Annotated in this window: 10 protein-coding genes; 2 read left to right on the plus strand and 8 right to left on the minus strand. The window is 69.3% G+C overall.

From position 1 onward, the window contains the following. Position 1: 1 nt before the first annotated feature. The 4 genes from JE033_RS07280 to JE033_RS07295 are packed head-to-tail and all read right to left on the minus strand — an operon-like array spanning position 2 to position 4,094. Complete coding sequence (locus JE033_RS07280) at positions 2-1,684, minus strand: thiamine pyrophosphate-dependent enzyme (RefSeq protein WP_200330436.1); 1,683 nt, start codon at positions 1,682-1,684, stop codon at positions 2-4. Positions 1,685-1,732: 48 nt separating this feature from the next. Further along, positions 1,733-2,365, minus strand: coding sequence for an RraA family protein (locus JE033_RS07285; protein WP_090146244.1), 633 nt, complete (start codon positions 2,363-2,365; stop codon positions 1,733-1,735). Further along, positions 2,362-2,745, minus strand: a complete 384-nt coding sequence (locus JE033_RS07290; RefSeq protein ID WP_200330438.1) for a RidA family protein — start codon at positions 2,743-2,745, stop codon at positions 2,362-2,364. Before JE033_RS07290 ends, JE033_RS07285 begins: the two co-directional genes overlap by 4 nt. Continuing rightward, complete coding sequence (locus JE033_RS07295) at positions 2,742-4,094, minus strand: MFS transporter (RefSeq protein WP_234037115.1); 1,353 nt, start codon at positions 4,092-4,094, stop codon at positions 2,742-2,744. The genes JE033_RS07290 and JE033_RS07295 overlap by 4 nt, the downstream gene beginning before the upstream one ends. 156 nt (positions 4,095-4,250) lie before the next feature. Here JE033_RS07295 and JE033_RS14925 point away from each other — a divergent pair, with 156 nt between their 5' ends. After that, a complete protein-coding gene (locus JE033_RS14925) occupies positions 4,251-5,408 on the plus strand; it encodes a PucR family transcriptional regulator (RefSeq protein ID WP_200330440.1) in 1,158 nt (385 codons plus the stop codon). On the opposite strand, the gene JE033_RS07305 is transcribed toward JE033_RS14925, so the two are convergent. From JE033_RS07305 to JE033_RS07315, 3 genes are all read right to left on the minus strand, one after another. Continuing rightward, positions 5,390-7,039: an amidohydrolase gene (locus tag JE033_RS07305; protein WP_200330442.1), complete on the minus strand. Its 1,650-nt coding sequence runs from the start codon at positions 7,037-7,039 to the stop codon at positions 5,390-5,392. The two genes, JE033_RS14925 and JE033_RS07305, sit on opposite strands and share 19 nt — an antisense overlap. Positions 7,040-7,049: 10 nt before the next feature. Continuing rightward, a complete protein-coding gene (locus JE033_RS07310) occupies positions 7,050-8,732 on the minus strand; it encodes a thiamine pyrophosphate-dependent enzyme (RefSeq protein WP_200330444.1) in 1,683 nt (560 codons plus the stop codon). Positions 8,733-8,819: 87 nt separating this feature from the next. Further along, on the minus strand, positions 8,820-10,151 hold the full coding sequence (locus JE033_RS07315) for an MFS transporter (RefSeq protein ID WP_090146236.1): 1,332 nt from the start codon (positions 10,149-10,151) through the stop codon (positions 8,820-8,822). A 159-nt stretch (positions 10,152-10,310) separates the two neighbouring features. Here JE033_RS07315 and JE033_RS07320 point away from each other — a divergent pair, with 159 nt between their 5' ends. Then, the gene (locus JE033_RS07320; RefSeq protein WP_200330446.1) at positions 10,311-11,483 is read left to right on the plus strand and encodes a helix-turn-helix domain-containing protein; all 1,173 of its coding nucleotides are present in this window, start codon (positions 10,311-10,313) and stop codon (positions 11,481-11,483) included. Positions 11,484-11,505: 22 nt separating this feature from the next. On the opposite strand, the gene JE033_RS07325 is transcribed toward JE033_RS07320, so the two are convergent. Next, complete coding sequence (locus JE033_RS07325; RefSeq protein WP_090146232.1) at positions 11,506-12,456, minus strand: GlxA family transcriptional regulator; 951 nt, start codon at positions 12,454-12,456, stop codon at positions 11,506-11,508. Between the last annotated feature and the right edge of the window lie 142 nt (positions 12,457-12,598).

The raw sequence follows: 12,598 nt of genomic DNA on the forward strand, positions 1-12,598 counted from the left end.
CTCAGGCCGCGATCTCGTCGGATGCCGGTGGCATCACCCTGTCCGAGATCAGCACGTGTATCAATGCAGGAGCATCTCCCGCGAGTGCGCGATCCAGCGCCCCCGCAAAATCCTCTGTGGCCTCGACGCGCTCACCGTGCCCTCCGAACGACCGCATCCAGGCCGCGAAGTCGGGATTCGCCATCCGCGTGCCCGACGGTCGACCCGGATAGTGCCGCTCCTGATGCTGCACGATCGTCCCGTAGATCCCGTTGTCGACCACGATCACCAGCGGCTTCCCGCCGTGCGCGACCGCGGTCGCGAGCTCCTGCCCGTTCATCATGAAATCGCCGTCGCCGCACACCGCGACCGCACGTCGATCGGGAAACACGAGTGAGGCCGCGACGGCCGCCGGAACGGCGAGGCCCATCGCGCCGTTGCGCGCGCCCACGAGGCTCGCCGGGGTCAGGTGCTTCACGAACCGGTGCGCCCAGATCGTCGCGTTCCCCGCGCCGAAGGTGAGCACCGCCTCGCCCCGCAGCCGCTCGTCGAGCTCGCCGAAGGCGACGCCGAGGTCGACGCCCGGATTCTCGACATCTGCCGGGATCCCCGAAGCGCCGGCGACACCGGGCACCGACGCGTCAGGTCGATGCGCCGCGAACCGCGCCTGAGCCACTGACCGGTCTCGCATCCACGAATCGTCGCGGTCGCCGCGAACTGCAGCGGCATCGACACCGGAGAGCGCCTTCGTGAAGGCCTCCGGCGTTGCGAGCAGGTGCTGATCGAGTCGCCCCGCATGCATCGTCGCCTCGGGGTCGACGCCGACGAGCACGGTCTCCGCATCGAATCCGAGTCGGTATCCGTCGCTCATCACGTCGGATCGACCGCACCCGACGAACACGAGGAGGTCTGCCTCCGCATACCCGGCAGCGACCGCATCCGCGCGGCCGTACCCGAGCCAGCCCGCCCACGCGGCTCCGGTGTGCGGCACCGCGTCGTACGCACGCCAATCCGCGAACACTGGGACGCCTGCGGATTCGGCGAAAGCGAGCACCTCTCGGCCAGCTCCTGCATGCCAGCCGTCACCTCCGACCACGAACGCCGGGCGCTCGGCGCGGGCGATCCGTTCACCGAGCTCCTCGATCTCGGCACGTGACGGCTGCGGGTTCGGGGAGGCGATCCGCCCACTCGGCGCAGCCTCGGTCACGTGCACGAGCACGTCCTCCGGCAACCCGACCACGACCGGACCGGGGCGGCCGGAGGCCGCGACCCGCATGGCCTCCGCCACGAGCTCCCCCGCACGATCGGCGTCGTCGATCGTGAGCACCCGCTTCGCGGTCGACCCGAACCATCCGGTGAGACTGAACTCCTGGAACGAGTCCCGCTCACGGTCGGCCACCGGAATGAGCCCGACGAACAGCACCAGAGGGGTCGCGTCCTGCCACGCCGTGTGGATCGCGATCATCGCGTTCGACGCCCCCGGGCCGCGCGTCACCATCGCGATCCCCGGCACGCCGGTCAGGCGCCCCTCGGCGAGCGCCATGAACCCCGCACCGCCCTCCTGCCGACACACGACCGTCTCGATCGACGAATCGTGCAGACCGTCGAGCACGTCCAGGTAGCTCTCCCCTGGCACTGCGTAGACACGGGAGACCCCGTGCTGCTCGAGCGTGCGAACGATGAGATGACCGGCCGACTGCGACATACGATAATCCTTCCAAAAACGGTGTGAGTGAGACTGTGAAGTCCGGGGTCAGGGGCCGATCGGGAGCAGGGACGCGAGCGATTCGCCCGCGGCGATCCGCGCGAGCAGCTCGGGCTCGTCGCGATCCGATGCCTGAGCCGCGCTGAGCACCTCCGGGTCGATGCGGCCGCCCGGGAGGACGAGCACGCCGTGCGCGTCGCCGAGCACGAGGTCCCCGGTCGACACGGGCACGCCGCCGATGACGACGGGCTGGTCGACAGCGCTTCCCGCCAGTGCGCCGGTGCGTTTCGTCGTTCGAGCGGTGAGCCCGGTCGCGTACACGGCGAGCCGATCCTGCGTCTCGCGCAGCGCCTGGACGTCGGTGACCGGACCGTCGACCACGATGCCGACCGCACCCTGCGCGATCGCAGCTCGCGCGGTGACGGCTCCGACGGGCGCGTGCGCACCGCCCGCGACCCGGATCACGAGCACCTCGCCGGGCCGGGCTGCGAGAAGCGCTCGGTTCACCTCGTACGCGTCGGGTTCGCGCAGGTCGAGGGTCCTCGCGAAACCGACGAGTTGCGGGCTCCGCGTGACCGGATGCACCCGGGGGTCGACGAACCCGTCTTCGATGAAGTGGCCGAGCGTCGGCAGCTCGACCTCGCGCAGAGCGTCGAGAAGCTGAGCGTGCTCGAGCGTCATGCGACGACCTCGGGCACCACCGCGACGCACTCGATCTCGAGCGCGATCTCCCAGATCGACACGCAGACCGTCGTCCTCGCGGGCAGGTCGTCGGTGAAGTACCGCGCGTACACGCGGTTGAACGGTTCGCGCTGCTCCGGAGATGTCAGGTAGGCGTTGACTTTGACGACGTGCTGCAGGCCGCTTCCCGCCGCAGCGAGCACTGAGACGAGGTTCTCGAGGCAGCGCGCCACCTGGTCTTCGAAATCGTCCGGCGCGGAGCCGTCTGCGCCGAAGGGCACCTGGCCCGTCGTGAAGACGAAGCCGTTGGCGACGACCGCCTGCGAATACGGACCCAGCACCGGGGCGAGCCCCGGTGCTGCGCTGATCCGCCGGATCACGGCGCGACGTCCACGCTGGTGGTCGCTTCCACCCGGTCGATGTTCTTCTGGCTGTTCTCCCCCAGCAAGAAGAGCGCCACGAACGACAGCCCTGCTGAGGCGGCGATGTACCAGGCGATCGAATCGCTCTGCCCGGTCAGGTTGAGGAGCCACACGGTCACGGCGGGGGTGATCGCCGAGCCCAGCAATCCCGAGAGCATGTATGCCACGGACAGCCCCGAATACCGCACCTTCGCTCCGAACAGTTCGGCGAGGAAGGTGGCGATCGGCCCGTAGTTCGCCGAGAAGGCGATCATCATCAGGCCGTACGCGAGGAACACGGCCGCGGGGTTGCCCGTGTTCAGCAACCAGAAGAATGGGAACGCGAGCAGGGCCTCAGCAGCGATCCCCGCGGCGATGATCGGCTTGCGTCCGACTCGGTCGGAGAGCCGCCCGAAGAACGGGATGAAGAAGATGCCGAGCAGGCAGGCGACGAGCACGACCCAGAGCATGAGGTTCGCGGAGTACCCCTGCTCGCTCGTGCCGTAGTTCACTCCGGATGCGACCATGAGCGTGAAGCTCGAACCGGTCGACAGTGTCGCCACACCGCCGAGGATGACCTGCTTCCAGTAGTGGCGCATGAGGTAGGCGAACGGGAGCTTCGCCTTGGCGCCCTGTTCGCGCACCTGCTGGAAGCTCGGCGTCTCCTCGATGTTGAGTCGGATGTAGATGCCGACCGCGACGAGCAGCACCGATGCGATGAACGGAACGCGCCAGCCCCACGTGTACAGCGCTTCCGTCGACACCGTCGCCGTGACGATGAGGAAGGCGACGTTCGCGAGGAGCGTTCCGAACGGGACGCCCACCTGGACGAGCGATCCGTACCAGCCGCGGCGCTCCTGGGGAGCGTGCTCGACGGTCATCAGGACAGCGCCGCCCCATTCACCGCCGAGCGCGAGGCCCTGGATGATGCGCAGCGTCAGGAGGATGAACGGCGCCGCGATGCCGATCGTCGCGAAGTCGGGCACGAGACCGATGGCGAGCGTTGCGCCGCCCATGGTCAGCAGCGAGATGAGGAGCATCGATTTGCGCCCCAGACGATCGCCGAAGTGGCCGAAGAGGATCGCGCCGAGGGTGCGCGCGACGTAGGCGGCGGCGAACGTGAGGAAGGAGAGGATCGTTCCGACCGCCGGGGGCAGATCGGGGAAGAACACCTGATTGAAGACGAGCGCGGAAGCGGTTCCGAAGAGGAACAGGTCGTACCACTCGACCGTCGTGCCGATGACGCTCGCGGTGGCGATCTTCCTCATCTTGGATTGGTCCAGTCGTGCGCTGCGGACTTCCGTGTCCTGAGCGGGCGTCGTAGTCATCGAGTCTCCTGTGATTCGAGTGGCGATCGGGTCAGAGTTCACCCTCCCAGCGCTCCGAGGCCCCGACAAGCAGCATCTGCACACGAGTCCCGCGAAGTTCTAGTGAAATGCACAAGGGGCGAGCCGAGCGAGCGGCGATCAAGCAAAATTGGGTGTGTGATTGCTCAACCCTCCGCCGAGACCCGCGACTGGTGGTCGGTCGCGCTGCAGCGGCTGGAGACCGATCTCCCTGCGCTCGTCGACGACTTCCTCGCCCGCCTCACTCGACTCAGGGGCGGGTACGCCTCCGTGCAGGAAGCCGACCTGCGGCAGACGGCCCATGACACGCTCTCCTACCTCATCGCGCGACTGGCCGGTCGACCGGTACCGCGCGGCCTCGTCGATCTGCCGCAGCGGCTCGGGGTGAGGCGCGCACGGCAAGGAGTCGATCGCGATCAGTTGCTGGAAGCCGTGCGGCTCGATTACCGGGTGCTCTGGGCCGGCCTCGTCTCGATCGCCGGCGATGCTCATGCCGACGAACTGGTGCAGCACGCTGAACCCGTGCTGACCTCCGTGGAGGACTACATTCACGCGGTGCAGGTCGCGTTCCTCGACGAGCGAGAAGCGCTCGCCTCCGACAGCCGCACTCAGGAGACGCGGGCGTTCGCGCAGCTGCTGGCCGCAGACGACCCGGCGGGCATCGCCGCCGAGATCGCTGCACGACTGCGGTTTCCGGCCGATGCGATATTCGAGATCTGCCTCATCCCGACGTTCTCGGCTGCTGACGCCCGCCGCATCGCCATCACGTTCGAGCGCACCCGGCAGCGCTTCTTCGCCTGGGACTTCGACGACAGCGTGCTGTTCGTCAGACCGCGCGTGGCAGGCGATCATCCGCTGACGAGCATCGGCGGCGTGCAGATCTCCACGGTTCGAGGCCTCGCCGCAGTGCCGCCGGCTGTCGAGTTCGCCCACCAGCTGCTCCCCTTCGCGACACCCGGGCGGCTGAGCGATGAGAACGACCTCTGGCTCGCCCTCGCGTCCGACACGGTCCTGTCAGCGATGCCGCAGGTCTTCTCCCATGCGCGTCACGCGATGCAGCAGGTTCGCGCGGACGAGCGCGCGCGGCTGCTCGACACGTTCGCGCGGTTCTGCGCGAACGGCTCGATCAAGCGCACGGCAGAGGAGATGTTCGTGCATCGCAACACCGTGGTGAACCGATTGCAGGCATTTCATCGCGTGACGGGGTGGGATCCGACCGTGCCGGCCGAGGCAGCGCGAGCCCTGCTGGCGTTCGGCCGGAACCCGAACCCGATCGATCAGGATCGCGAGTCGTAGCTCAGCGCACCGCCGAGCACGGTGGCGACGATGCCGAGTTCGGCCAGGTCGGGCGCCGTCAGCGGCGAAGCCGAGAACACGGTGAAATCGGCGAGCTTGCCGCGCTCGAGCGTTCCCTTGTCGGCGAACTGCCCCGTCGCGCGCGCCGCCCATTCGGTGTGCGTGCGCAGGGCTTCCTCCGGAGTGATGGCCTCGGCCTCGCCGAGCACGGTGTCGTTCTCCGTGCGGCGGTCGACGGCCGCCTGCATGCCGCGACGCAGATTGTTGTCAGCGACCGGCAGGTCGGAGGAGCCGGCGAGGATGATGCCGGCGTCGATCACGGACCGCCCGCGGTACAGCCAGTCCGCGCGGTCACGGCCGACGCGATCCGCCATCTGATCGCCGAAGGCGCTGATGAACCCGGCCTGCGGCGTGACCGCCACCCGCAGCCGCCCGGCGCGCTCCACCTGGTCGGGTCGGGCGATGCCGAAGTGCTCGATGCGGCACGGAACGTCGAGCCGTCCGTAGCGATCCTGCGCCTCCTCGATGAGATCGAGGGCGAGATCGATCGCGGCGTCGCCGATGGCGTGCAGGGCGAGCGGCCACCCGGCCCGGTATGCGCCGAGTGCGCGCTCGCGGTAGACCGCCGGCTCGTCGAGCAGATAGCCCGTGTTGTGCTCGTGCCCGCAGTAGTCCTCGGTCACGGCCGCTGTGGCTCCGAGCAGCGAACCGTCGAGGAAGACTTTGACGTGCCCGAAGCGCACGGCGTCATCGCCGAAGCCTGCACGGATGCCGAGATCGAGGCCCGCCCCTGCACCTTCGCCGGCGAAGTCGGAGGCGTGCCCGCTGAGCGGCCGGAGCGCGTCGATCGCGGGCATCAGTTGGGCGCGCGCGTGCAACCGTCCCCGCTCGGACGCCGCCTGGTAGGCCGCGACCTCGATGGGGCTGTGGCCGATCCATCCCCCGCCGACGCCTGCTTCGGTGAAGCTCGTGATCCCCTGCGCGGCGTACCGGCTGGTCGCCGCTTCGAGAGCCTCGACGAGTCGCTCGGTCGAGTAGGGCAGCAGCAGCGCCTGGACGAGCCCCTGCGCGGCTTCTTCGAGCAGACCGGTGGGCGCGCCCTGCGGGTCTCGCACGACGACGCCGCCGGTGGGGTTCTCGAAGTCGGCCCCGAACGCGCCGACGAGCCGGAGCGTGGCGCTGTTCGTGATCGAAGCGTGGCCGGAGGTGTGGCGCAGGTAGAGCGGGCGTTCGCCGGTGATCTCGTCGAGACGCGCGATGTCGGGGAACGCCCCGCCGTGGTGCGCCTGGTTGAAGCCCGTGCCGTGCACCCAGGCGTCGGCGTCTCCGAGGGCGTCGAGACGCTCGACCTCGGCCGCGATCTGGGCGTACAGGGCATCGAGGCCGCGGGTCGTGCTGAGATCGATCGACGCGAGCCCGAGCCCCCACCAGGCGGTATGGCAGTGCGCATCGATGAGGCCTGGCGTGACGCACGCGTCGCCGAAATCGTGGGTCGTGACGGCTTCGAGGCCGGCGATCTCCTCGTCGAAGCCGACGATTCGGCCGTTCAGGACGCCGACCGATGTGACGGAGGGGCGCGCGGGATCCATGGTGAGGATCTCGCGAGCGGTGAGAATCAGGTCGAGTTGCATGGGGATCTCCTCAGGCTGCGATCTCGTCGGCGGCGGGCGGCATGACGCTGTCGTCGATGAGCAGGTGGATGAGTGCTGGGCGGTCGGCTGCGAGCGCACGATCGAGCGCTCCGGCGAAGTCATCGGTGTGCTCGACTCGCTCGCCGTGCCCGCCGAAGGCGCGCATCCACTCGGCGAAGTCGGGGTTCGCCATGCGCGTGCCCGATGGGCGCCCCGGGTAGTGCCGCTCCTGGTGCTGCACGATCGTGCCGTAGATGCCGTTGTCGACGACGATGACCAACGGCGTGCCGCCGTGCGCGAAGGCGGTGGCGAGTTCCTGCCCGTTCATCATGAAGTCGCCGTCGCCGCAGACCGCGACCGAACGGCGATCGGGGAACGCGAGCGATGCCGCGACAGCTGCTGGCACCGCGAGGCCCATCGCGCCGTTGCGCGCGCCGACCAGGCTCGCAGGGGTGAGATGGGTGACGAATCGATGCGCCCAGATCGTCGCGTTGCCCGCGCCGAACGTCAGCACGGCCTGCCCCTCGAGGCGGTCGTCGAGTTCGCCGAACGCGACTCCGAGGTCGACGCCCGGGTGCTCGGTCTCCGCAGGGATCCCGGAGGCGCCGGCGACACCGGGCACTGACGCATCCGGTCGGTGCGCCGCGAAGCGCCGCTGCGCCTCCGACCGGTCGCGCATCCACGCGTCGTCTCGGTCGCCGCGGATGTCCGCGGCGTCGAGCGCGCCGAGCGCGGCGACGAACGACGCAGGGGACGACAGCACCTGCTGGTCGATGCGCCCGGCATGCATCGTGGCCTCCGGGTCCATCGTCACGAGCACCGTCTCGGCTCCGAAGCCGAGACGGTATCCGTCGCTCATCACATCGGATCTGCCGCACCCGACGAGCACCAGGAGGTCTGCCGCCGCGTACCCCGCCGCTACCGCGTCAGCGCGACCGTATCCGAGCCAACCGGCCCACGCCGCACCCTCGTGCGGCACGGCGTCGTAGGCGCGCCAGTCGGTGAAGACGGGAACGCCCGCCGCGGCGGCGAACTCCAGCAGCGCGCGCCCCGCGCCGCCGTGCCAGCCGTCGCCGCCGGCGACGATCGCGGGCCGCTCGGCGCGGGTCAGCCGCTCGGCGAGCGCGGTGATCTCCGCATCCGAGGGCTGCGGGTCGGGTACCGCGATGGGCGCGCTCGGCGCGGCGTCGGTCAGCTCCACCAGCACGTCCTCCGGCAGACCGATGACGACCGGGCCCGGACGACCGGCAGCTGCAGTGCGCAAGGCCTCTGCCACGAGCTCGCCCGCGCGACCCGCATCGTCGATGGTCATGACGCGTTTCGCCGTCGAACCGAACCAGCCCGTCAGGCTGAACTCCTGGAACGAGTCGCGCTCGCGGTCGGCGACCGGGATGAGGCCGACGAAGAGCACCAGTGCCGTCGCGTCCTGCCACGCCGTGTGGATCGCGATCATCGCGTTCGCAGCGCCGGGGCCCCGCGTCACCATCGCGACACCCGGCACGCCGGTGAGCCGCCCCTCGGCGAGCGCCATGAACCCGGCGCCGCCCTCCTGCCTGCAGACGACCGTGTCGATCGACGAATCGTGCAGACCGTCGAGCACGTCGAGGTAGCTCTCACCCGGAACGGCGTAGACGCGCTGCACGCCGTGCGCCTCGAGGGTGCGGACGATGAGGTGGCCTGCCGACTGTGACATGTGGTGCGATCCTTCCGGGGTACAACGGGATGAGAACGAGAAGGGCCGGTGCGGTCCCCTTCCGGAGATCCGCACCGACCCGTTCGATCAGTGCTTGAAGCCGGGCAGGTTCACGCTCAGGCGAGGCGCGACGGCGCCTGCGAATGCCGAGAAGAGGCTCAGGAAGATGAGCATCGCGGCAGCCGGCCACCAGTGGTTGGCCGCCGCGGCGACGAAGCCGGTCGCGAGCAGCGGGATGAAGCCCGAGAGCATGCCTGCGGTGTTCTGCGCCAGGCCGACGCCGGTGTACCGCGTCTTCGCCGGGAACAACCCGGTGAGCACAGTGCCGGACGCCGCGTACGGCAGCGACAGGGCCGCGACGGCGAGCGTCATCGAGAGCACGACCAGCACGGGGTTGCCGGAGGCCAGCATGAGGAAGGCGGGGATCGCCACGACGGCAGACGTCACGCCGCCCCACAGGATGACCTTGCTCGCCCCGTACTTGGAGCCGAGCACACCGCCCCAGATGAGGACGAAGATCTCGACGGTGGCGGCGACCATGCTGCCGAGCAGCATCAGCGAGGAGTCGTAGCCGAGCACGTTCACGCCGTAGTACACGCAGAACGCGGTGACGAGGTAGAACCCGCCCACGCCGAGCAGTGCTGCTGCCATGCCGACGATGATCTGCTTCCAGCTGTGCTTGAAGGTGCTGGCCACCGGGGTCTTGTCGATCTCGCCCGACTCCTCGAGCTGACGGAAGACCGGCGATTCCTCGAGCTTCGAGCGGATGTAGACCGCGACGATGAGCAGCGGGAATGCGATCAGGAACGGGATGCGCCAGCCCCAGGAGCTGAAGCTCTCCTGCGACAGGATGAGCGTCATCACGAAGAATCCGCCGGAGGAGAGGATCGTGCCGATGGGCGAGCCGATCTGCGGGATCGCCGCGTACCGGGCGCGGAGGTGCAGCGGCGCGTTCTCGACCACGATCGTCATGGCGCCCGACCACTCGCCGCCGACGAAGAGGCCCTGGAGCACGCGCAGCAGCACGAGCAGGATCGGGGCGGCGATGCCGATGGCGGCGTAGGTGGGCAGCAGACCGATGAGGCCGGTGACGATGCCGATGCCGACGATCGTGATCATGAGCACCTTGCGGCGACCGATGCGGTCACCCATGCGCCCGAAGATGATGCCGCCGATGGGGCGCGCGGCGAGGCCGACGCCGAACGTCGCGAACGATGCGAGCGCCGCCGCAGTGGCGTTCTCGCTCGTGAAGTACTGGACGTTGAAGACCAGCGCGGCGGCGGCGCTGAACAGGAAGAAGTCGTACCACTCGAGTGCGGTGCCGATCAGCGCCCCGAGTGCGACCTTGTTGGCGTCTTTGACGCTGAGTTCTTGCGTGGCACCGTATTCGATCGATGCCGTGTGGGTTGTCTCGCTCATGCGTTCTCTCCGTCGAGGATGCGGGATCCGTGAGGTGCGGCTCTCGCGCGGTTGCGCGGGCGTCGGTACTCGATCATTGCAGGGAATCCGCACATCGCGGGTGCCATATCGCCCCCGAACGCGACAAGATTTCAGTGCATGTGCACATACACTGGCCGAATGGATGATCGTTCCGCCGACGCGCTCAGCGACACCCCCGAGGCAGCCGACCGGGATCGATGGCTCGAACTCCTCGCAGAGCTCGACCCGGAGTCGCTCACCGACCGGTTCCTCGCGCAGGTCGGGACGGTGCCCGGCTACGACCCGGCGCCCATTCCCGTCTCGGAACTGCGACGCACGGGCACGCTCTCATTCATCTCCCTGATCGAGGGGCTGCGCGCCGGCGGGTTCGCCGCGCCAGTGCCGGTCGCGACCGACGTCGGCGTGTCGCGAGCGCGCGCCGGCATCCCGCTCACCTCCCTCATGACGGCCATTCGACACGACTTCACCGTGCTGTGGGAAGCGCTCACCCGGGCGGCGACCGCCGAAGACGCGCAGCTCATCGTGCGGCACACGAACATCGTGCTGCGCACGGTCGACGACTACGTGCACCAGACCGAAGCGGCGTACCTCGCCGAGCTGCAGCGCATGAACGAAGAGCAGGCGTCAGTCCGGCAGGGCCTCATCGCGGCGCTCTTCCAAGACGTGCAACCGGGATCAGAGCGGCTCGAGACGATCGCCGCAGACCTGGGGCTCGGCGACGCTGCTCCGCTCCACGTCGTGGCCGCCGTCGATGACGACGTCGCCGCCCTACGGGTGCACATCTCCGAGCTCGAGCGGGCGGGCGGGAAGGTATTCACGCACCACCTCGGCGAGACGCTCATCGCATTCATGCGCCAGGTCGCCCTTCCCGGGTCGCGACTGTCAGAGGTCGCCGTGCGCGTGCTCGACCTGCGCGTCGGCATCACTCTCGCCCCCGGGGGCGTTGTCGACCTGCGACGCGCCGCCACCACCGCGGCGTCGCTCGCGCGCGCCTTCGTCGCCGACGAATCCGGCGCCATGACGTGGAGTCGCGGCTGGGCGCGGTTGGCCGCGCGCAGCCTGCTCGACGCCGGCAACCCGATCCTCGCCGATGTGCACGACGCGCTCGCCCGATGCACGCCGGCAGAGCGAGCGCGGCTCGAGGAGGCGGCGCGCAGCTACCTCGAGACCGGCAGCATCGGCGCGGCCGCCGATGCACTGTTCTGCCACCGCAACACGCTCGCGAACCGACTGCGCCGCTTCGCCGATCTCACCGGCGTCGACCCGCTCGTGCCCGCAGACGCCGCGCGCCTCGTCGTCGGGTGGGCCTAGGCGCCGCCCGACCCCGATCGCGTCAGGCGCGCACCGCTTCGAACGTCTTGCGATACCGGGACGGCGCGACGCCGTATGCCGCGGCGAATCCCTGACGGAAGGTGACGGGACTGCCGAATCCGCACGCCTCCGCGATGTGCTCGACCGACCACTGGGTCGTCTCCAGCAGGCGACGGGACTCGTCGAGGCGGCGCGCGCGCACCCAGGCGGCGGGCGTGGATCCTGTCGCTGCGTGGAATGCGCGCACGAACGTTCTGCGACTCATGTGCGCTCGGTGCGCGAGCCGGTCGACGGAGAGGGGTTGGTCCAGGTGGGCGAGCGACCAATCGAGCACGTCCGAGACCGGATCTCCGGCCGATGCCGCTGGGAGCGGTCGATCGATGTACTGCGCCTGCCCACCGTCACGATGCGGCGCCACCACGAGACTGCGGGCGACGCGGTTCGCCGCGTCGGCGCCGAGACGTCCCCTCACGATGTGCAGGCACGCGTCCAGCCCGGAGGCGGTGCCCGCCGCCGTGAGCACGTCTCCGTGGTCGACGTAGAGAACCGTCTCGTCGAGATCGATGTCGGGGTGCCGCTCCGATACAGCGCCGAACGCCTGCCAGTGCGTCACGGCGCGGCGCCCCGCCAGGATTCCGGCGTCGGCCACGGGAATCGCACCGAGGCACAGACCGGCGATCGTCGCTCCTCGCGCGTGCCCGAGTCGAAGCAGGTCGAGGAGGCCGGAATCGGGCGACCGGCCGTCCTCGTACCACGAGGGCACCACGATGAGATCGGCCCCATCCGCGCGATCGGCACCGTGCACCCCGCTGAGCGTCAGCCCTTCAGCGGTGCGGATTGCGCCCGCCGTGCCCGAGAACAGCTCGGTGCGCCAATCGGCGAGACCGAGGCGGCGCACCTCATCGAAGACCATCTGCGGGACAGCGAGATGGAACATGGTGACGCCGGGGAAGGCGTATATCGCGATCCGCATCGATGCTCCCGTCGTTCCGAGATTCAGTCTGGCCCGAAACCATCATATCGCGGCATTTCTGCCACTTGTGAGGGGGGCTCCGATGGCAGATCGTAGGGAGAGCATCCGCACCCGGATGCGCACCCGCTGACCTCCAGGAGCA

It is taken from the genome of Leucobacter sp. L43, assembly GCF_016597785.1.
Classification (GTDB): domain Bacteria; phylum Actinomycetota; class Actinomycetes; order Actinomycetales; family Microbacteriaceae; genus Leucobacter; species Leucobacter alluvii.

What these genes read in the sequence shown, in the direction of transcription:
- JE033_RS07310 (WP_200330444.1), bottom strand. Translation starts at nt 8,732, where the DNA reads ATGTCACAGTCGGCAGGCCACCTCATCGTCCGCACCCTCGAGGCGCAC.
- JE033_RS07325 (WP_090146232.1), bottom strand. Translation starts at nt 12,456, where the DNA reads ATGCGGATCGCGATATACGCCTTCCCCGGCGTCACCATGTTCCATCTC.
- JE033_RS07315 (WP_090146236.1), bottom strand. Translation starts at nt 10,151, where the DNA reads ATGAGCGAGACAACCCACACGGCATCGATCGAATACGGTGCCACGCAA.
- JE033_RS07320 (WP_200330446.1), top strand. Translation starts at nt 10,311, where the DNA reads ATGGATGATCGTTCCGCCGACGCGCTCAGCGACACCCCCGAGGCAGCC.
- JE033_RS07305 (WP_200330442.1), bottom strand. Translation starts at nt 7,039, where the DNA reads ATGCAACTCGACCTGATTCTCACCGCTCGCGAGATCCTCACCATGGAT.
- JE033_RS07280 (WP_200330436.1), bottom strand. Translation starts at nt 1,684, where the DNA reads ATGTCGCAGTCGGCCGGTCATCTCATCGTTCGCACGCTCGAGCAGCAC.
- JE033_RS07295 (WP_234037115.1), bottom strand. Translation starts at nt 4,094, where the DNA reads ATGACTACGACGCCCGCTCAGGACACGGAAGTCCGCAGCGCACGACTG.
- JE033_RS07285 (WP_090146244.1), bottom strand. Translation starts at nt 2,365, where the DNA reads ATGACGCTCGAGCACGCTCAGCTTCTCGACGCTCTGCGCGAGGTCGAG.